Source organism: Nocardia sp. NRRL S-836, from assembly GCF_001279525.1.
GTDB lineage: Bacteria > Actinomycetota > Actinomycetes > Mycobacteriales > Pseudonocardiaceae > Lentzea.
This window is the reverse complement of the sequence record NZ_LGDY01000101.1, coordinates 65,940-83,511: the sequence shown is the minus strand read 5'-3', so window position 1 is coordinate 83,511 and position 17,572 is coordinate 65,940. Positions and strand designations below refer to the sequence as shown.

Sequence of the window (17,572 nt, the reverse complement as noted above, 5' to 3'; positions counted from 1 at the left end):
TCGAAGCGGTTCGGCCTCAGCCGGCCGCGCTCTCGCGTGACTCGGCCCGGTCGCCGTTGTCGACCTCGAGCAGGCTCAGCAGCGGCTCGACCTGTCCGTTGCGGAAGGCACGGCGCTGGCGGTCCGCCCCGCCGCCCTCGCTGTCGAGCAGGCGCAGACCTCGTTGCACCGCAGGCAGATCACCGTTGGCCTCGAACACCGGCATGAGGCGCTGGACCAGGTCGTCGAGCTGCCGGCGCACCGGCCGCGGCTCACCGGTCAGCACGTCGAGCGTGTCGCCGGGCAGGCCGGCGTTGGCCGCACCCCAGCAGGCCTGCCGCAGCGTCTCCTGCGGGATCGGCTCCGCCTCGACGCCGCGTTCGACGTCGACGACCGCCTGCGCCACCAGTGCGCGCACGAGCGCGGCCAGCAGGACCGCGTCGTCCACGGTCATCGCGACGTCCGCGACCCGCACCTCCACGGTCGGCAGCTCGGTCGCGGGCCGGACGTCCCAGTAGACCATCGCCCGGTCCAGTGCGGTGCCGGCGGCGATGACGGTGTCGCAGACCTCCTCGTAGTGCTCCCACGACGTGAACACGGGCGGCGGGCCGGACACCGGCCACCGCGACCACACCGTCGAACGCCAGCTCGCGAAGCCGGTGTCGTCACCGCGGGAGAACGGCGAGTTGGCGGTCACCGCGGCCAGCACGGGCAGCCACGGCCGCACGTGGTTGCACACCTGCACGGCGGTCTCCCGGTCGGGCACGGCGACGTGCACGTGGCAGCCGCAGATCAGCTGCTGCTCGGCCAGCGCACCGAACTCGTGGGCGATGCGGCGGTACCGCAGGCTGTCGGTGATCTCACCGGTGCCGTCGCCCAGCGGCGGCGCGCCGACCGCGATGGCGCGGCACCCGGCCGCCCGTGCGGCCTGCGCGACCACCCGGCGCGTTTCCAGCAGCTCGCGGCGAGCCTGTTCCACGTCCTCGCACACCGACGTGTTGATCTCCACCTGTGCGCCGGTCAGCTCGTGCTCCAGGTCGAGGCCAAACCGGTCACGGGCAATGGCGATGACCTCGTCCGACCTGTTCACCGGGACCCCCGTCGACGGGTCCACCAGGAGGAACTCCTCCTCCACACCGACCGTCGGACACCACACGCCTTTCGCTGGCGCCTTCTCCACGTCTCACCGTCCTGCTCTTGGCACCGATGCGCGCTGCCGGGGAATGGGGAACCGCCGAATACCCCCGTGCGAAAAAGGAGAAACCCCGCGCAGGCACCACCGGATGCCGGGCGGCGGCGGCAGGGGCACGATCAAGTACGGGCCGGGCGGCAGGGCATCATCAGCGTCGTCGGCGCTCCGCGCGCAGTCACAGGAAGAAGAGGTGAAAGGTGAGCGACGCAGTTCTGCAACTGCTGCGTGACCGCAAACGGCAGCAAAGCACGCCGGGCAACCGCAACGACGACGCGCGCCTGGTGCTGCTGATCGAGGGCGGGAGCTCGCGTGGTGCCTACTCCAGCGGCATGACCGTCGCGATCGAACAGCTCGGCCTGGTGCCGATGTTCGACGCCGTCTACGGCAGCTCCGCGGGTTCGCTGAACGGCGCGTGGTTGCTGTGCGGCAGGGCCGACAGCTCCAAGCACGCGTGGTGGGACCCGGCCGTCATGCGGTCGACGATCAACCCGATGCGCGCGCTGCGGCGACTGCCCGTAGTGGACACCCGCCACCTCGTGCACACGATCTACACGCAGGTCATGCCGATGGGATTCCAGGACGTGCTGGACAACCCGGTCGAGTTCCACCCGATGGCCACCGACGCGCTCACCGGCGAGTCCGCGGACCTGCACCCGAAGATCCACGACGTCGCGAGCCTGCAGGCGGCGCTGCGGGCGTCGACCGCGATGCCGTTGCTGGCCGGCCCTCCGGTCGTGATCGACGGCCGCCCGTACGTCGACGCCGGGATGAGCGAGATGGTCCCGGTCCACACGGCACTCGACCAGAAGGCGACGCATCTGGTCGTGCTGCGCACGGTGCGCAGCGACGAGCAACCGGTGGGCCCCACGCGCGGTGAGCGCCTGGTGCTGACGCGCTGGTTCGCCCGTCACGCGCCGGGAGTGGTCGAAGCGTGGCTGCGACGCAAGGACGAGCGGCTCGCGGAGGAGGCGGTGCTCGCGTCGCACCCCGCGTGCCTGCAGATCCGGCCGCCGCTGGGCAGCCTGCGCGTCGGCCGCACGGAACGACGCCCGGACGTGCTGCGCACCGTGGTCGACATCGGCACCCGCGCGGCGATGACCGAGCTGGCGGCCGTCGTCGCGTCCACATGACACGCGGTCACCAGAACACCACGCGCTGAGGCGGTTTTCCGTGCGTGCGAACGACCGGTGACCACCCGGTGGCCCAACGTCCGCAATGGACAGATGCTCGCCGGACCACCGCCGAGCTCGCGACGATCACCGCCCACACCGACAAGGTGTGGGCGGCGGCCTTCAGCCCGGCCGGCCCGACACTGGCCACCGCGGGCGAGGACAAGGTCGTGCGGCTGTGGGACATCGCGGACCCGCGCCACCCGGTCGAGCTGCCGGTGCTGAGTGGCCACGCCACGGCGATCGTGTCGCTCGCGTTCTCCTCCGACGGCGCCGTCGCTGCTGCTCTCCGCTTGTCCGAGAGGCACGACATCCGCCAGGGCACCGGAAGGCCAAGCGGCGTCAGGCAGCACCAACCACACGCCGCACCTGCACGGCTTCGACCATCTCCGCGACCGTGCCGCCGGGTAGCCGACGTCCAAGGGCACGCACACCTCGCCCGCCTGCAGGATTCCCAGCGCAGCCACCAGCGCCTCGGGAGACCGTGAGCCCGCACACTCGTCGGTGGCCAAACCGATCCGCCCAACCCTCGCGCGACTGCGCCGGAACGCCGATGCAGGTCCACGCCCACAAGTCGTTGGCGGCCAACTTCGTGAAGCTGGGCCGTCGCAGTCACCGGCACACGCGGGTTTGGCTGCACACAGAAGCGGGAGTAAGCCCTGAACACGACGGGTCATCGCGGATCAGTTGTGAGTAACCAGATAGACCCGTATCGTGGTATCGACACACGCAACGCGGTCGCTTGCCCGGCGGAATTGGTCCTAATTGAGTAGTCAGAGCAGGTCATACCGCGTGTGCCTATAGGGAAGAGCTGTCGATGGACCCACAGTCCCACGAACGTGCACCCTTCATCGTCGAGGTCCGTGCTGAGGACGACATCCCGGTCGTAGCAGTGACCGGTGAGATCGATTTGAGCAACGAGGACGTCACCCAGGCCGAGATCAGCGGTCAGCTCGACCGCCGGCCGCCGCTGCTGGTGATCGACCTGAGGAAGGTCACGTTCCTGGGCTCCGCCGGGGTCAGGCTGCTGCTCGACAACCACATGACCGCCACCGGCTCGGGCATCCGGCTACCGATCGTGGCCAACCAACGTGCAGTTCTCCGAACGCTCGCGGTCACCGAGATCGATCGGGTGCTGGAGCTGATCACCGATCCGACGGAGCCGTTCGCCCAGCTCGTACGCGGCTAGCGCCCTGGTCCTTCGCAAGCCGTCCTCCGAACGCGGACTTCCAGTTCAGCGGAAACTCGGCGGTAGCCTGTCGGTCATCTCGGCCCTGCGCCGGCGACGAACCAAGGGACATGAGCGGCCGGCTGGCTGTTCGCGTCGAGGCCGAAGCGGACCGCGTCGCAGCGAGGCGTCGCGTGATACCCCTGCGAAGATCATGCCCGTGATGATCTTGTAATCCACGTCCGGCGCGTGGAGCGAAGCGGCGGGGCGTGCGTGGCGGTTGACCTGCACACCATCGAGAACTTGCCAGCCGTGTTCGTCGCGGTCGAGTCGGCCCAAGTGCGCCACCGTTGTCGGAGGAGCACCGGATGGTTTCGTAGCGCCGTATGCGGTGGTATAGGGATCGCCGTCGACCTCCTGCTCCTGCGGTCCAGTGCGCCGCGGCCCTCGTTCGTTGCGGGGGCCAGGGCGACTTGAACCGCCATCGGGGGCATCGCCGTCCCCAGAGGTGTACGGGATCGGCTGAGCCGGAACCGGTGACGTCGCGGCGTCTGTCCAGGCTGTCGACCGCGAGCTGCGGCCAGTGGCTCACCATCGGACGGAGCCGGAGCGCGGCGGCAACTCCGGACGCATGCGCGAGAGCAGCGTCAGCCGCTGCTCGTTGTGCAACCGCGCCGGGTGCGTGCTCCACTGGTCGGGTGAAAGCGTGAACCTGGTGGTGAACAGGATGATCACCACCAAGAGCAGAACTGGAAGCCGGACGGCTAGAAGCGATAGGTGCCGAACATGACGCCGCCTGCTGACCCCTTCGATCCAGATGCCACGATCGATCAGCTGAGGAAAGCGTTGTCCACTCAGCCGGTCATCGAGCAGGCCAAGGGAATGCTGATGCTGAACCGCAACTGGAGCGCCGACGAGGCGTTCACGGCATTGCGTGATATCTCCCAGCACACCAACACCAAGCTGCACGACGTCGCCGCCGCGATCGTCGCCTGTGGAAGCAAAAGCGAACCGGGCCTGGCGGACGCCGGTGTGGCGTCGGCCGTGCTCGACGAGGCCGGGCGCATGGGGTTCGGGTATCCCTTCACCGATGGCAGCGCCACCCCGTAAATGCGTGATCGCCGCCCGGTCGCGCGCTGTCGTCGAGCAGCCAGCGGCGGACCCTGGTCGATGCCTGCAGGTGCTCGCCTACGCGTGCGTTACGAGGACCGGTACTGCGGCTCGCAGGTGATCTCGGCCCAGACGGTTTTACCCTCTGGACCTGGCATGACGCCCCAGTCTTTGCACAGCTGGTTGACGATGACCATGCCTCGGCCACGATCACCGCGCAGCCGCGAGGTGCCGAGGACCGGCAGGTCCGTGCTGGTGTCATCCACCTCGACCCGCACGTGGCACGGTGCTCCCGACTGGAACAGGCGAAGCACGTAAGGGCTCGTGCCGTGGTCGATGGCGTTGCTCACCAGCTCCGTGACGATCAGGAGAATGTCGTCCAGCTCGTCATCACCGACATCATGCAGCGTCTAGCGTGTCCAGCGCCGGGCCGCCGCGGCTTGGCCAGCGTCACGGGTGAACTGCATGGAGCTGAATCTGGGGTCGTCATCCGTGTCGCTGGTGCGATGCACGCGCCTCACGTCCTTAGGAGTGGCAACACTGCTCCTGAGCACCGACCCCGCCCGACCAGCACTAAAACCCATGATGCACCGAGTCAACCGGAAACACCTACTCGCGGCGATTTTCTGGTCGTCGCGCCGCCAGTTCCACCGCTCAACCGCCATCGCGGGTACGGCATCGATGTGCTTACCGTCTTACCGAGCTGGGCTTGTCGGGCCGGATCAGGTCCGGTCCACCGGGCGCGCGACGATCCTTCCACGGATACGAAGTCAAACTCGCGGCCGCGGAGAAGCCGGCGCTGACCGCCGAGCCGCCTGGAGTGCGGTCCCACTTTGCGAACCGAACGCCCTCAGGCCACGCTGTGCGACCCGACCCGGTGGCGCAGAGGCAGCACTCGTTCCTCGGGTCGGATGTTGCCTCGATCATGCGAGTTCCATCGCGCCCTTCTCCGTCTCCGCTCCCCGTTCAGCAACGGCGCCGCCCTGCCTCGGCTGAACCAGGTCTGTACGGACCCGCGCACAACCCATCCGCACGACGGCACTGGGGCGGATCACTTCCGCCGTCGGGCTCAGCCAATCGAGTGAGATCGCGGCGTGGTGCCTCATGGCCGATTCGACCAATCCGCAGTGGTCCAGGTCACGAACCTCTCGTAGTGAGGCTTCCACCCATTTTCGAGCAAAGAGGTGAGATGTCGTGACGTCCTCCCGTTCGAACCAACGCTCGCAAGTCCAGCGACCTGTGCAGGTAGTGGCCGCTGTCGTCGGGGCGGTCTTCTTGCTCGTCGGCATCCTCGGGTTCATCCCCGGCATCACCGCCAACCACGACCAGCTCACGTTCGCCGGACACGAAGCCGGGGCGCTGCTGCTGGGGATCTTCGCGGTCTCAGTGCTGCACAACCTGGTGCATGCCGCGTTCGGCGTCGCCGGTCTGCTGTTGGCCCGCACAGCCGGCGGTGCTCGGCTCTTCCTGGTGGGCGGCGGCGTGATTTACCTGGTCCTGTGGCTGTACGGCCTGGTCATCGACCACAACAGTGCGGCGAACTTCGTTCCGGTGAACACCGCGGACAACTGGCTGCACCTCGGCCTGGGGCTGGGGATGGTCGCGTCTGGCGCACTGCTAGGCCGCCGTCTCTGAGCGAAGCAGCCGGCGATCGGGTGCACAGCGGTCGCGGTCTGCACCGTGACCGATCGGCCACCCTCGTCGCGCCTTTCCAGTGGAACGACCACTCGTTGTCCTATCAGGAGGTTTCGGTGAAGCGCCTAGTTCGCTTGTTAGTTGTTCCCACCGCGGTTGCAGTCACGCTCGCAGGAGTTACAGCACCTGCCGCGCTCGCTGATGACCACGGTTCACATCACGCTGACAGTTCCGGTGTCGAGCTGGGCCTGGGACTCGATCTGGATCTCGGGCTGGGGCTCGGCGGCCAGCACCGGTATGCGCAGCTGACCGGTCAGGCCGAGGTGCCTGGGCCGGGTGACCCGGACGGACGGGGCCACGCGGTCGTCTGGGTCACCAGCGGCAAGGTCTGCGTCAGCCTGACGGTGAGGAAGATCCAGACCGCGAGTGCCGCACACATCCACCGCGGGACCGCGGGTACGGCGGGGCCTGTGGTGGTAGACCTGGCGGCACCGTCCGATGGCACGAGCTACAGCTGCACCCGTGTCGACCGCGGCCTGGCCAGGGAAGTCGCTCGCACGCCCGCTCAGTTCTACGTGAACGTGCACAACGCTGAGCACCCGGCGGGCGCGGTGCGTGGTCAGTTGCACCGCTGATCGAACATCCTCAGCGCCAGAGTCACGCTGGAGGGGCTGCAGCTCCTTGCTGCTCTCCCCACTCCCAACGGTTGTCGACGCCCCGTCGGCGCCGTGGCTGTGGGTCGTGCTCTGGCGCTGAGCCACATCCGAACCAGTCTGGTGTCTCGACAGGGTCCCGGGCGGGATGTCGAGGAGCCGACGCAGGTCGCGCCCCCTTGCACGTGCCGGGCAGAGCCAATGGAACCGACAGGTAGGCACGGATCCCGTGGGATCCGCGGCAGCCTCGAACTACGGCCGGCGGCCAGGCTCCCGCCGACCCACGGCACGCACCGCCTGCAGAGACCGTGCGGCCTTCGCACGAGCCGCAGGTTGGCTCCGTACCACTTCGAACGGAACGCCCTGCTGAGACGTCCAGCAGGACCTCACCCGCTCGCTCGTCCTCCACCAGCGGCCGCCACACCCGCTCGACCTGTCTGCCACAGGCGGTGGCGCGGTCGCCACGCGACACCAGGACGAAGGCTGGCACAAGCAGAAGGGCGGGGCCGACAAGGAGTCGGCCCCGCCCCTGTGATCACCTGGTGGTTACGCCTTCACGGAGTGCTTGCCGTGGGTCCAGGACGTGGCGTCGCCGCCGTCGCCCGCAGGACCGGAGTGTCCACCGACCGTGCTGCTGTGGTTGGCCGCGTCACCGGTCGAACCCGTGGCACCGGTGTCACCGGAGTTGCCCGAGGTGATCTCGGTCCAGGACGTGGTGCCGTGGTTGTTCCAGCTGTGCTTCCAACCGTGGTGCTTCCAGCCGTGGCACTTGTCGCCGCGGTGGCCCGACCACTGCTGGTTCTTGTTCTCGGTCTTCACCACTGCCGTGTTGCCGCCGGTGTTACCGGAGTCCCCGGAGTCACCCGAGTTCCCGGTGGTGGCGTTGTTCGAGCTGGTGGCGTTGCCGCCGTCACCGGAGTTGCCGCCGTCACCGGAGTTGCCTCCGTTGCCCGCGGTGGCCTCAGCGGAGCCGGACCTGTTGTGCCTGCTCCACTTGCCGTGGTTCCAGGGCCTGTTCTGCTCGGTCACGGCCCAGGCGTCGCCGCCGTCTCCGGCCGAGCCGGAGTTGCCGGCCTTGGTGGCGCTGTGGTTCCACGCCCCACCGGTCGAGCCGGTGGCACCCGTGTCGCCGGAGTCGCCCGAGGTCACCTTGGTCCAGGACTTCGTGTCGTCCCAGGACCAGCCGTGACCCCGCTCGGAACCGACCGTGTACACGAGCGCCTTGTTGCCGCCGGTGGCACCCGAGTTCCCGGAGTCACCCGAGTTTCCGCTGGTGGCCTTGTTCGAGCTCTTGGCGTTGCCGCCGTTACCGGAGTTGCCGCCGTTGCCCGCGGTGGCCTCGGTGGAGCCGGACTTGCTGTGGTGGCCCCACTTCTGGTCCTTGGTCAGGACGGCCGCATCGCCGCCGTTGCCGGCGGAACCGGAGTTTCCGCCCACGGTGTTGCTGTGGTTGGAAGCGTCACCGGTCGAACCCGTGGCACCGGTGTTTCCCGAGTCGCCTGAGCTCACGCTCGTGTGGCACTCGGCCAGCACGCACAGGCCGTAGGCGCTGTTGCCACCGGTCGAACCCGAGTTGCCCGAGTTACCGGAGTTGCCCGACCGCGCGGTGTTCGAGCTGGTGGCGTTACCGCCCTTGCCCGAGTCACCGCCGTTGCCCGCGGTCGCGTCGCCGTTCCCCGATCGGCCGGTGGCGGTGGCGTCGCCACCGTTTCCGGCGGAACCGGAGTTCCCGCCCACGGTGGTGCTGTGGTTGGAAGCGTCACCGGTCGAACCCGTGGCACCGGTGTCACCTGAGTCGCCTGAGCTGACGCTCGTGTGGCACTCGGCCAGCACGCACAGGCCGTAGGCGCTGTTGCCGCCGGTCGAACCCGAGTTGCCCGAGTCACCGGAGTTACCCGACCGCGCGGTGTTCGAGCTGGTGGCGTTACCGCCCTTGCCCGAGTCACCGCCGTTGCCGCCGTTCACAACGGAGTGCACGACGTCGCCGACGCCGCCCAGGAGGCCGTTGCCTCCCGTGTCGGCGCTCGCCATCGCCGTTCCGAACAGGAGGAAGCCTCCCGAGAACGCTGCGGCCACAAGACCGCGTCGCACATAGCTGTGCATGTCGAACCTTCCTGTCAATCAAGCTTGGTGATCTCGTCGGCTTGGTTGGCAGGATTGATCAACTGGGATGACTTCGGCCGTAGTAGTAGCACCACGACCCGTGGACCTGGTGATCTGCGATCACCGCGAGCGGCTCGCTGTCCGGACCGACTCCGGATCCTGCGGGAAGATCCGCGACTGCGGGACTCGTCGATCCACTCGATGACGCCGACCCCGTCGTGCCGGGCAGCGTGAGCGGCAGGTCAGGTGACGGCGAGGACGGAGCCTCGATCGGCGGCGCCACAGCAGGCACGGAGATTCGTTGCCACTGCGCTACTTCGAGCACTGCGGCAACGCGATCAGACAGCGTCACGGCCTGTACCTCCGCCGCCTGCACCGATACCGGCGTCAGCGGTGCCTGCGGAACGACGGGCACCGTGATCGGTGGTACGACGTCCGCCGGAGCGGACTGCTGTGCCACCAATGGTTCCGCGATCCTCGGTACGACCGGCACGTCCCGCACCGAGTTCACCACAGGGGTGAGCAGCGGCGCCGTCACGGGCCGGAGAGGCTCGATAGCCGGACTCAGGACCTGTGTGACGGAGTCAAGCGTCGGAGCCAGCGGTGCCAGCACAGGTTCGGCTAGCGGCGCTGCAGCCGTCAAGACCGGCTTCAGCACCGGATCTGCCACTGCCGCGACGGCGCTCGTCACCGGCGCCGCCTGCCGCGCTACCGGTGTGACCGCGTCAGTCAGCGGGGAGACGAGAGTTGCGACTCCGCCCAGCAGGCCGGATGAGTCGCCGTCATCAGCACTGGCCACTCCCGCTGAGAGAAGTCCGAATCCGATGAGCAACCCGGCCACGCCAAGTGTGCGCCGAAGTGTTGTGGAACACGTCAACTTCATGTAATCACCTCCTCTCACGAATCCGCATCTGTACATCTGGTATTCGGAGCTCTTCGGGGAGCGGTTCACTCGAAAGTGGAGATTTTTTGTCTTCGCAGCTCAGTAGGGCTGAAATAGTTTGAAACGTCTATCTCGAACTACTTTGCGATACGAGCCAGAGCGGCGTTGATAACGCACTGTGATCACTTGTGAGATGAGCGGTTGCGTTCCGCATCAGCATTCGACGTATCACTTGGCCGCGGAGAGGTCGGCGGTTTCCAGGACCCGTTCGAGTTCGCGCCGATTCTTGGCGCCGAGCTTGTTGCGGATGCGGGTGACGTGGTGCTCGACGGTTTTGGCCGAGATGAACAGCGCGTCGCCGACCTCGCGGTAGGTGAGTCCGTCACGCACCAGCGCGGCCACTTCCTGTTCGCGTTCGCTCAGGACGTCCGTGCCGGCGTTGTCCTGCCCGCCGGGTGTGGCGTGGTACTGCCGGGCGATGTCGAGAAGGCGGGTCATCGTCTTGCGGTCGGTGGTGTGCATGGCCGCGTGTCCGGCGAGCCTGGCCGCGTCCGTGCACATGCCGTGGGCGTGCAGTTCTTGGGCCGCCGACTCGACCCGCGCGTGATCCACCTCGCCACGACCGACCAGGCTCCAGCACTGTGCGGCGGCGTGCAGTGCCCGGGCGAACGGCAGTGCGTCCGCTGCTTCCTGCAGCGCTGCCAGGTGTTTCGTCGTCGCGGCGTGCTCACCCAGGAGCAGCGCGGCGTGGAATGCGTGCCATCGCGGGAGCGCCGACCACAACGGAGGATTGCCCAGTTCGTCGAGCAGTGACCACACCTCGTCGAGATGTGTCCGCACCCGGTGGAACTGACCGACTCTGGCCGCGGCGACGGCGATCTCGGCCAACGGGATCAGCGTGTAGAGGTCGACGGGGTGCACGACGAGGGCCCGCTGGGCCGGTTCCCACGCCGACCTCAGGGCGCGGAGATCCCCGGCACGGCGGGTGATCCCCAGGTGCAGCGCCGCGGCGAACAGGGCCTCTCGAGGTTCCCTGAGCGCGTCCGGGCGCACGAGTCGCTGGGCCGCTTGAACGTCACCGCCGAAGAGCTCCGCGTACGCCAGCAGCAACTGGTGCCGATCGGAGTGCAGGCCCCTGCCGTCGTCACCGTGCACGGCCTTGACGAGCAACGACTTCGCCACCGTCAGTTCGCCCGCGTGCACGCAGATCAGTGCGGCGAGCGCGGTGGGGCTGTCCGGATGCACCGCGGTGCGGGAACCGGCCTGGTTCACTCCCGCTGTGGCCACCGCGGCGGCGAGGGCGGCCATCGGCGATCCGGTGACCGTCTCGAGCACCACGTCACCGAGGCGGTGCCCGAGGGCACCGGTGAAGGATGTGGCGGGCCGGGACTGTGCGCCGAGCTGGATCGTGCGTGCCTCCTCCAGCCGGCCGGCGCCGAGCAGACCGGTCACGGCGAAGTCGAGCGCGAGGCTGTTGCCCGAACGCCGGAGCAGTTCCCCGCCGCGACCGACCTGTCCTCGCAGCGTCAGCACGGTCGCGGCGACCAGCAACGCGTCCGGGTCGCCGTGGCCGAGGTCCACGGCCTCCAGAGCACCGTCGAGATCACCGCTGAGGGCGCGGGCCCGCGCCGCGGACGTGGAAGATCCCTGGCCCGCAGCGGTGAACAGCTGTGCTGCCAGTGCCGGGCTGTCGTTGATCACTTCGTGGCCTGCAGCGGAAAACACGTCGAGGAGCTCGTGACCCACCGCGCCGAGCTGCAGCAACTGCCGTGCGTAGACCGACACCGGTTGCGCACGTTCGGCCTGGCTGAGAGCGAGTGCGCGAAGCAGGCCGGCCCGCCGCTCCGCCGGTGCGAGCGCTGTGATGGCGTCGGCAGCGGCGGGAACCGGTGCTCCGTCGATCGTGAGCAGGCCCGCTGATCTCAGTGCCTCGATCGACTGCGACACCGTGTGCATGTCCAGCGTCAGCACTGTCGCGAGCAGTCTCACGTCGAAGGGAGCGCCAAGAGCACGGGCCAGAAGCAGATCGGTCGCGGCGATGGACAAGCCGTCGAAGTGGCGGGCGAACGCGGTGTGCAGATCCCCGGCGAGCTCGTCCAGCACAAACCCCGGCGTGCCACCCGTTCGCTTGTGCAGGCGGTCTGCGAGCTCCTCGCTCACCTCGGTGCCCAGGACGTGCGCGGCGAGGGAGCGGACGTGGTCGCGGGACAGGGGCCGCAGCTGCACGCGGACCACGGAGCCGCCGGGCAGGGCGTTGACGAGGCGGGCGAGTGCCCGGTTGTCGGGCCACAACCGATGGGCGATGACGAGGTGGCCGCCGGCGGCCACCTCGGCCAGCAGGCGGTCGGCCTCGTCATCGACGAGCGTGTGCCCGTCGTCGACGACGATCGGCTGGTCGAAGGTGCGCAGCAGCGTGGTCTTCCCGCAGCCGGCCGGACCGGTCAGCACGACGTGGTCCGCGGTACGAGCGCGTTCGAGCGTTCGGATGGTCCCGCTGTCGAGGAACAAGGGCGTGTCCGACATCGGGGACATGAGCGCGTGTACCTCCTGGTGACCGATCTGTTCACCGGTGGTTCGGTGCATCACCCGTTCGGGTTTGGTCACGAGGCGGAAATGAGGAGATACCCCCTATCCCCCTACTGCTGGTGGGCGCGGTCCCCGACCAGTTCTCGGTTGAGAGGACCAGGCATGTCACCCGATGTGGTGAGCGCTCTGCTCTTTGTAGCTTTTGTGGCACAAGCACAACGACGCACCTGGAGTTCGACGTGGACCTGCCGCAGACGCTGCACGACTTCACCCTCACCCTGCTCAGCGACCCCGAGGCCCGGTCGGCCTTCCAGCTCGACCCGCAGGGCTCCCTCGACGCGGCCGGGCTCGGTGACGTGCACCCGTCGGACATCCAGGAGCTGCTGCCGCTGGTGCTCGACTTCGCCCCCGTCACCATGCTGGACGACCTGGGTTCGTTCTCCGACCTCTCGCTGGACAAGCAGCTCGACCTGATGAACACCGTGCAGAACACCGCCGGTCAGCAGATCGAGGACAACACCGCACTCGGCGCAGTTTCCGGTCTCGCGGCCGCCGTGCACGGCGTGACGACCGACTTCGACACCCTGGGGGATGTCGCCGGCACGCTGGACGTTGTTCCGACCACCACCGTCACCGACGTCACGCAGAACGTCACCGACCTCGAGGTGACCGACACCGTCGGCGACATCACCAACGGCACCGACGTGCTCGACACCACGCACCTCACCGGCGTGGCCGGTGACGTCACCGGCAACGCCCGCACCGGCGACCTGGGCATCGACGGCGTGCTCAGCGGTGACGTCACCTCCGCTGTCGGCAACGTGACGGGCAACGACCTGTCGCTCAACGAGATCGGCAACGTCGGCGACGTCGTGTCACACGTCGGGAACCTCGGCGACGTGACGGGTGTCGGTCACGTCGGAGACGTCGGCAACATCGGCGACGTCACCGGCCACCTCGCCGACGTCAACGTCGGCGGCGTGCTCAACGACCTGGACCTGAGCCTCTGACCTCAATCGTCCGCGAAGGCCGCCCCGACCGCGCTCCGGGGCGGCCTTCGCGCATTCGTCAGGCGAAAGCAGTCCCCTGACGGTGGCACCGGCCGGGCTGCATGGCGTTCATCGCGCGGTGCCGGTCGTTCGCGGGAACCAGGAAGGTCCACTTCGGACTTGGGCCGTCATGGGCTGCCATGGACGTAACGGCGGTACAACCTGCGATTTGAGGCAATCCGGCCGCCGATCGGCACCGAAGCAGAAGCGTGAACCCGGGAGGAACGCGTGCGATCGACCCGCACCTGCTGACCGGTGCCCACGCGCTCAGCGCGCTGCCCGACACCGAGCGGGTCGAGTTCGAAGCACATCTGCGCGGTTGCCGGGGCTGTACGGACGAAGTGACCGGCCTCAGGGAGACCACGGCCAGGCTCGGGAATGCCCTCGACCACTTCTGTCCGATGGCACTCCGAGCCCAAGTGCTCGATGCGGTCCGTCTGGTGCGGCAAGTTCGGCCGGCCTCCGAGGTGGTGCCGGTCTTCTCCCGGCGTCAGGGCCTGCGGCGCGCCGCGGCGCTCATCTTGGCGGCGTGTGTGGTCGCGGCGGCGGTGGCCGGGGCGCATGGCGCAGCGACAACGACGACGATCACCACCGTGGCCGGCCCTGCTCACTCTCAGGTCGGGGATCTGCTGGCGGCGCCGGATCTGCGGCTTGTCACCGCGGGATCGCCCGCGGGCACTGCGGCGATGTCCCCCAGCCGCGACGACATGCTCTTGCTGGTGGACGGCCTGCACACCTTGGCACCCGACCGCGTCTACCAGCTGTGGCTGGTCGACGGCGACGGTCCGCGGTCGGCGGGAATCCTGTGTCCGGTAGGCGCATCAGCTTCCCTGCTCGTGACAGGGATCGAGGGTGTCCTCCACACCATCCTCACCGTCGAGCCAGCCGGTGGATCACCAGTCCCGACTGGCTCTCCGGTCCTGGCCATCGCACTTCACTGAATCGGACGCAATCCGGCTCGAGCCGCACGCCGAATCCTTCATCATGACCGATCACCTCCTCGTCATCGGATACGGCGATACCGGACGCCACGCGGTGAACTCGGTTCTATCGTCGCAGCCGGACGCACAGCTGACCGTGCTGGACAGCAACTTCCTGTCTGTCGCCGAGGCGGTTGCCAACGGCGCCCTCGCGGTGCACGGCGACGGACGAGACAGATGCGCGCTCGACGAAGCAGCCGTTGACCTCGCCGACCGTGTCATCGTCGCGGTTCCCGACGACCTCAACGCCTACCTGATCACGAGGGCGGTCCGGTCGCTGAACCCCGACACCGTGATCGTGGCCGTCATCCGCGAGCCGTCGAACCACGCGCTGTTCGCGTCCGACGGGACCATGTCCGTCCACATCCGACAAGCGGACGACGAGCAGGCATAGAAAACTCCGGGAACCGCGTACACAGCGCGGTTCCCGGAGTCGCGGTACTGCTGCCCTGGAGATGTCAGGCGGGCATCAGCACCGAGTCGATGAGGTAGACGGTGGCGTTGGCGGTGTGCACGCCACCGCAGATCACGTTGGCGTCGTTGACCTTCAGCGAGTTGCCGGAGCCGGTGACCTTGACGGTGCCGGTCTGCACGGTCTTCTGGTCACCGGCGATCTTGTCCGGGGAGATCTGGCCGGGAACCACGTGGTAGGTCAGGATCTTCGTCAGCAGCGCGTCGTCGGTCTTGAGCTTCTCGATGGTGGCCGGGTCGATCTTCGCGAACGCCGAGTCGACCGGGGCGAATACCGTGAACTCCGCGCCGTTGAGCGTCGAGACCAGGTTGACCTTCGGGTTGAGCTTGCCCGACACCGCGGCGACCAGGGTCTTGAGCAGCGGGTTGTTGCTCGCGGCGACGGCGACCGGGTCGGCGGCCATGCCCGAGACAGAACCGGAGCCGGAGGGCACCTGCTTGGCGTAGTCGGCACAGCCGGGGCCGACGAGGTCCTTCGCCGGGTCGGCCATCGCGGACGACGATGACGGGGCCGTCGAGGTCGCCGAGGTGGGCGCGGTGGAGGAGCTGCTGCTGGCCGTGTCGCCCGAGCCGCACGCCGACCCGAACAGGGCGAGTGAGGCGGCGCCGATGGCCAGGACGGTGTTGCGGACGGTCTTGTTCATGACTGGACATCTCCAAGGGGGGTGATCGAACAGTTGCTGCTCGTGATTCGGTCCCCTTCGACGAACGGATGGGTCTGGTTACCGACCTGTTACCAACCAGCAGCTGATCGCAGCTGACCAGCGTGAATGACACGCCCGCAACCTTCAGTCCACGGCCGACGCTCAACTGCCGGCGACTCGACCGCACACCGAGCACTTCAGCCTGGCGGCCAATCCGAGATGTGATCAGCCGCGAACCACAGGCATCACGCACTTCCGCCAACCCGAGTAGGGCTTCTCATGTTGACCCTCGCACTGATCGGTCTGATCGGCGGCCTGGTCACCGGTATCTCCCCGTGCATCCTGCCCGTCCTTCCCGTCATCTTCTTCTCCGGCGGCACGCAGAGCGTCCGCACGGCGACGCCTGGGGTAGGCGCGGTGGCCGTGGCGACCAAGGCGGCCTCGCGCGCCCGGCCCTACCTCGTCATCGCCGGACTCGTCGTCAGCTTCAGTCTCGTGACGCTGTTCGGGTCGCTGCTGCTGACCGTGCTGAACCTGCCGCAGGACGTTCTGCGCTGGGCCGGAATCGGCGTGCTGCTGCTGATCGGCATCGGCTTGATCGTGCCGCGCTTCGAGCAACTGCTGGAGAAGCCGTTCACCTGGATCCCGCAGCGCAATCCGGACGCGAGCCGCGGTGGCTTCACGCTCGGCCTGGCCCTGGGCGCTGTGTACGTGCCCTGTGCAGGACCGGTGCTGGCCGCCATCACCGTCGCCGGCTCCACCGGCCGGATCGGCACCGAGACCGTCGTGCTGACCCTCACCTTCGCCGTCGGCGCGGCCATCCCGCTGCTGGTCTTCGCGCTGGCAGGACGCCGGGTCGCCGAGCGCGTGCAGGCCTTCCGCAAGCGTCAGCGCGGCATCCGCATCACGGCGGGCGTCGTGATGATCGCCCTCGCGGCCGGTCTGGTCTTCAACCTGCCGCAGTTGCTGCAACGTGCGATTCCGGACTACACCAGTTCGTTGCAGGACAAGGTGAACAACTCCGAGCAGGTCCGCAAGGCCCTCAACCTCGGAGGCCTGGTCAACGACCAGAACAAGGACCTCGACAAGTGCTCCGACGGCGCGCCCGAGCTGGAGAGCTGTGGCACCGCACCGGACATCACCGGTGTCCAGCAGTGGCTGAACTCCCAGCCCCTGGACCTGAAGACGTTGCGCGGCAAGGTCGTCATGCTCGACTTCTGGGCCTACTCCTGCATCAACTGCCAGCGCTCCGTCCCGCACGTCACCGCGTGGGACAAGGCTTACCGCGATGCCGGACTCCAGGTCATCGGCGTCCATTCACCCGAGTACGCCTTCGAAAAAGAGCCTGACAACGTCGCGGCCGCCGCGAGGAACTTCGGCATCACCTACCCGGTCGCGCTGGACAACAACCTCGGTACCTGGACCAACTACCGCAACCGCTACTGGCCCGCCCACTACCTCATCGACGCCCAGGGCACCGTACGGCACATCAAGTTCGGCGAAGGCGACTACAAGGTCACCGAGAAGCTCATCCGGCAGCTCCTGGACGATGCCAAGCCCGGTGTCCGGCTGCCGGCCGCCACGGAGCTGGCCGACGACACCCCGGTCGTCGGCGACATCACCCGCGAGACCTACCTCGGCTCGACCAAGCGCGTGAACTTCGCCGGCACCGAGGCCTACACCAGCGGCGAGAAGTCGTTCCAGTTCCCCGAAAACCAGGGCACGGACAGCTTCGCACTCGCGGGCTCCTGGAAGCTCGACACGCAGTCGATCACTCCCAGCGACTCGCCCGCGCAGATCAAGCTCAACTACCGCGCCAAGGAAGTCCGGATGGTCCTGTCCGGCAAGGGCACCGTCACCGTCCAGGACAACGGCAAGACCAAGACCATCGAGGTCGACGGCACCCCCGACTCCTACCAGCTCTCCGCCACACCCACGATCCAGGGCGGCTCGCTCACCGCGACCGTCGGCCCCGGGGTCCAGGCCTTCTCCTTCACCTTCGGATGATCA

General features: G+C 68.0%; 17 protein-coding genes. 10 read left to right on the top strand and 7 right to left on the bottom strand.

The genetic code is table 11. The features are described from left to right. Nucleotides 1-16 precede the first annotated feature (16 nt). On the bottom strand, nucleotides 17-1,159 hold the full coding sequence (locus ADL03_RS20870) for a glutamate--cysteine ligase (protein WP_063798656.1): 1,143 nt from the start codon (nucleotides 1,157-1,159) through the stop codon (nucleotides 17-19). A gap of 209 nt (nucleotides 1,160-1,368) precedes the next feature. On the opposite strand from ADL03_RS20870, the gene ADL03_RS20865 reads away from it, so the two are divergent. The 3 genes from ADL03_RS20865 (at nucleotide 1,369) to ADL03_RS20855 (ending at nucleotide 3,529) form a co-directional block, all read left to right on the top strand. Further along, on the top strand, nucleotides 1,369-2,301 hold the full coding sequence (locus ADL03_RS20865) for a patatin family protein (RefSeq protein ID WP_053735188.1): 933 nt from the start codon (nucleotides 1,369-1,371) through the stop codon (nucleotides 2,299-2,301). A gap of 44 nt (nucleotides 2,302-2,345) precedes the next feature. Further along, entirely contained in the window at nucleotides 2,346-2,828 is a 483-nt protein-coding gene (locus ADL03_RS20860) for a WD40 repeat domain-containing protein (RefSeq protein ID WP_082373316.1), read from the top strand. Between the two features lie 329 nt (nucleotides 2,829-3,157). Further along, nucleotides 3,158-3,529: an STAS domain-containing protein gene (locus ADL03_RS20855; RefSeq protein ID WP_053735186.1), complete on the top strand. Its 372-nt coding sequence runs from the start codon at nucleotides 3,158-3,160 to the stop codon at nucleotides 3,527-3,529. A gap of 567 nt (nucleotides 3,530-4,096) precedes the next feature. Here ADL03_RS20855 and ADL03_RS47240 read toward each other — a convergent pair. Further along, on the bottom strand, nucleotides 4,097-4,243 hold the full coding sequence (locus tag ADL03_RS47240; protein ID WP_157529021.1) for a hypothetical protein: 147 nt from the start codon (nucleotides 4,241-4,243) through the stop codon (nucleotides 4,097-4,099). A gap of 51 nt (nucleotides 4,244-4,294) precedes the next feature. On the opposite strand from ADL03_RS47240, the gene ADL03_RS20850 reads away from it, so the two are divergent. Continuing rightward, nucleotides 4,295-4,618, top strand: coding sequence for an ANTAR domain-containing protein (locus tag ADL03_RS20850; RefSeq protein WP_053735185.1), 324 nt, complete (start codon nucleotides 4,295-4,297; stop codon nucleotides 4,616-4,618). An 89-nt stretch (nucleotides 4,619-4,707) separates the two neighbouring features. On the opposite strand, the gene ADL03_RS20845 is transcribed toward ADL03_RS20850, so the two are convergent. Next, entirely contained in the window at nucleotides 4,708-5,025 is a 318-nt protein-coding gene (locus tag ADL03_RS20845) for an ATP-binding protein (RefSeq protein ID WP_157529019.1), read from the bottom strand. Nucleotides 5,026-5,866: 841 nt separating this feature from the next. On the opposite strand from ADL03_RS20845, the gene ADL03_RS20840 reads away from it, so the two are divergent. Further along, nucleotides 5,867-6,253, top strand: a complete 387-nt coding sequence (locus ADL03_RS20840; protein ID WP_231642077.1) for a DUF4383 domain-containing protein — start codon at nucleotides 5,867-5,869, stop codon at nucleotides 6,251-6,253. A 116-nt stretch (nucleotides 6,254-6,369) separates the two neighbouring features. Further along, nucleotides 6,370-6,888 (top strand): CHRD domain-containing protein, encoded by a 519-nt coding sequence (locus ADL03_RS45610; protein WP_197288510.1) that lies wholly within the window; start codon nucleotides 6,370-6,372, stop codon nucleotides 6,886-6,888. A gap of 564 nt (nucleotides 6,889-7,452) precedes the next feature. Here ADL03_RS45610 and ADL03_RS20835 read toward each other — a convergent pair. The 3 genes from ADL03_RS20835 to ADL03_RS20830 all read right to left on the bottom strand — a co-directional run bounded on the left by ADL03_RS20835 (nucleotide 7,453) and on the right by ADL03_RS20830 (nucleotide 12,415). Beyond that, a complete protein-coding gene (locus ADL03_RS20835) occupies nucleotides 7,453-9,009 on the bottom strand; it encodes a hypothetical protein (RefSeq protein ID WP_157529017.1) in 1,557 nt (518 codons plus the stop codon). Between the two features lie 58 nt (nucleotides 9,010-9,067). After that, nucleotides 9,068-9,892, bottom strand: coding sequence for a hypothetical protein (locus tag ADL03_RS47235; protein ID WP_157529015.1), 825 nt, complete (start codon nucleotides 9,890-9,892; stop codon nucleotides 9,068-9,070). A gap of 228 nt (nucleotides 9,893-10,120) precedes the next feature. Further along, nucleotides 10,121-12,415, bottom strand: coding sequence for a helix-turn-helix transcriptional regulator (locus tag ADL03_RS20830; RefSeq protein ID WP_157529013.1), 2,295 nt, complete (start codon nucleotides 12,413-12,415; stop codon nucleotides 10,121-10,123). A gap of 242 nt (nucleotides 12,416-12,657) precedes the next feature. On the opposite strand from ADL03_RS20830, the gene ADL03_RS20825 reads away from it, so the two are divergent. The 3 genes from ADL03_RS20825 to ADL03_RS20815 all read left to right on the top strand — a co-directional run bounded on the left by ADL03_RS20825 (nucleotide 12,658) and on the right by ADL03_RS20815 (nucleotide 14,841). Next, entirely contained in the window at nucleotides 12,658-13,428 is a 771-nt protein-coding gene (locus tag ADL03_RS20825; RefSeq protein ID WP_053735180.1) for an IniB N-terminal domain-containing protein, read from the top strand. A gap of 248 nt (nucleotides 13,429-13,676) precedes the next feature. Beyond that, complete coding sequence (locus ADL03_RS20820; RefSeq protein ID WP_157529011.1) at nucleotides 13,677-14,408, top strand: anti-sigma factor domain-containing protein; 732 nt, start codon at nucleotides 13,677-13,679, stop codon at nucleotides 14,406-14,408. Then, nucleotides 14,356-14,841, top strand: coding sequence for an NAD(P)-binding protein (locus tag ADL03_RS20815; RefSeq protein ID WP_157529010.1), 486 nt, complete (start codon nucleotides 14,356-14,358; stop codon nucleotides 14,839-14,841). Before ADL03_RS20820 ends, ADL03_RS20815 begins: the two co-directional genes overlap by 53 nt. A gap of 64 nt (nucleotides 14,842-14,905) precedes the next feature. Here ADL03_RS20815 and ADL03_RS20810 read toward each other — a convergent pair whose 3' ends face one another. Beyond that, a complete protein-coding gene (locus ADL03_RS20810; protein ID WP_053735177.1) occupies nucleotides 14,906-15,562 on the bottom strand; it encodes a fasciclin domain-containing protein in 657 nt (218 codons plus the stop codon). Nucleotides 15,563-15,841: 279 nt separating this feature from the next. Here ADL03_RS20810 and ADL03_RS20805 point away from each other — a divergent pair, with 279 nt between their 5' ends. Continuing rightward, nucleotides 15,842-17,569, top strand: a complete 1,728-nt coding sequence (locus tag ADL03_RS20805) for a cytochrome c biogenesis protein DipZ (RefSeq protein WP_053735176.1) — start codon at nucleotides 15,842-15,844, stop codon at nucleotides 17,567-17,569. Nucleotides 17,570-17,572 lie beyond the last annotated feature (3 nt).

Excerpts from the sequence above, each read along its gene's own strand:
- ADL03_RS20850 (WP_053735185.1), top strand. The coding sequence starts at position 4,295 with ATGACGCCGCCTGCTGACCCCTTCGATCCAGATGCCACGATCGATCAG.
- ADL03_RS20805 (WP_053735176.1), top strand. The coding sequence starts at position 15,842 with ATGTTGACCCTCGCACTGATCGGTCTGATCGGCGGCCTGGTCACCGGT.
- ADL03_RS20835 (WP_157529017.1), bottom strand. The coding sequence starts at position 9,009 with ATGCACAGCTATGTGCGACGCGGTCTTGTGGCCGCAGCGTTCTCGGGA.
- ADL03_RS20810 (WP_053735177.1), bottom strand. The coding sequence starts at position 15,562 with ATGAACAAGACCGTCCGCAACACCGTCCTGGCCATCGGCGCCGCCTCA.
- ADL03_RS20830 (WP_157529013.1), bottom strand. The coding sequence starts at position 12,415 with ATGTCGGACACGCCCTTGTTCCTCGACAGCGGGACCATCCGAACGCTC.
- ADL03_RS20855 (WP_053735186.1), top strand. The coding sequence starts at position 3,158 with ATGGACCCACAGTCCCACGAACGTGCACCCTTCATCGTCGAGGTCCGT.
- ADL03_RS47235 (WP_157529015.1), bottom strand. The coding sequence starts at position 9,892 with ATGAAGTTGACGTGTTCCACAACACTTCGGCGCACACTTGGCGTGGCC.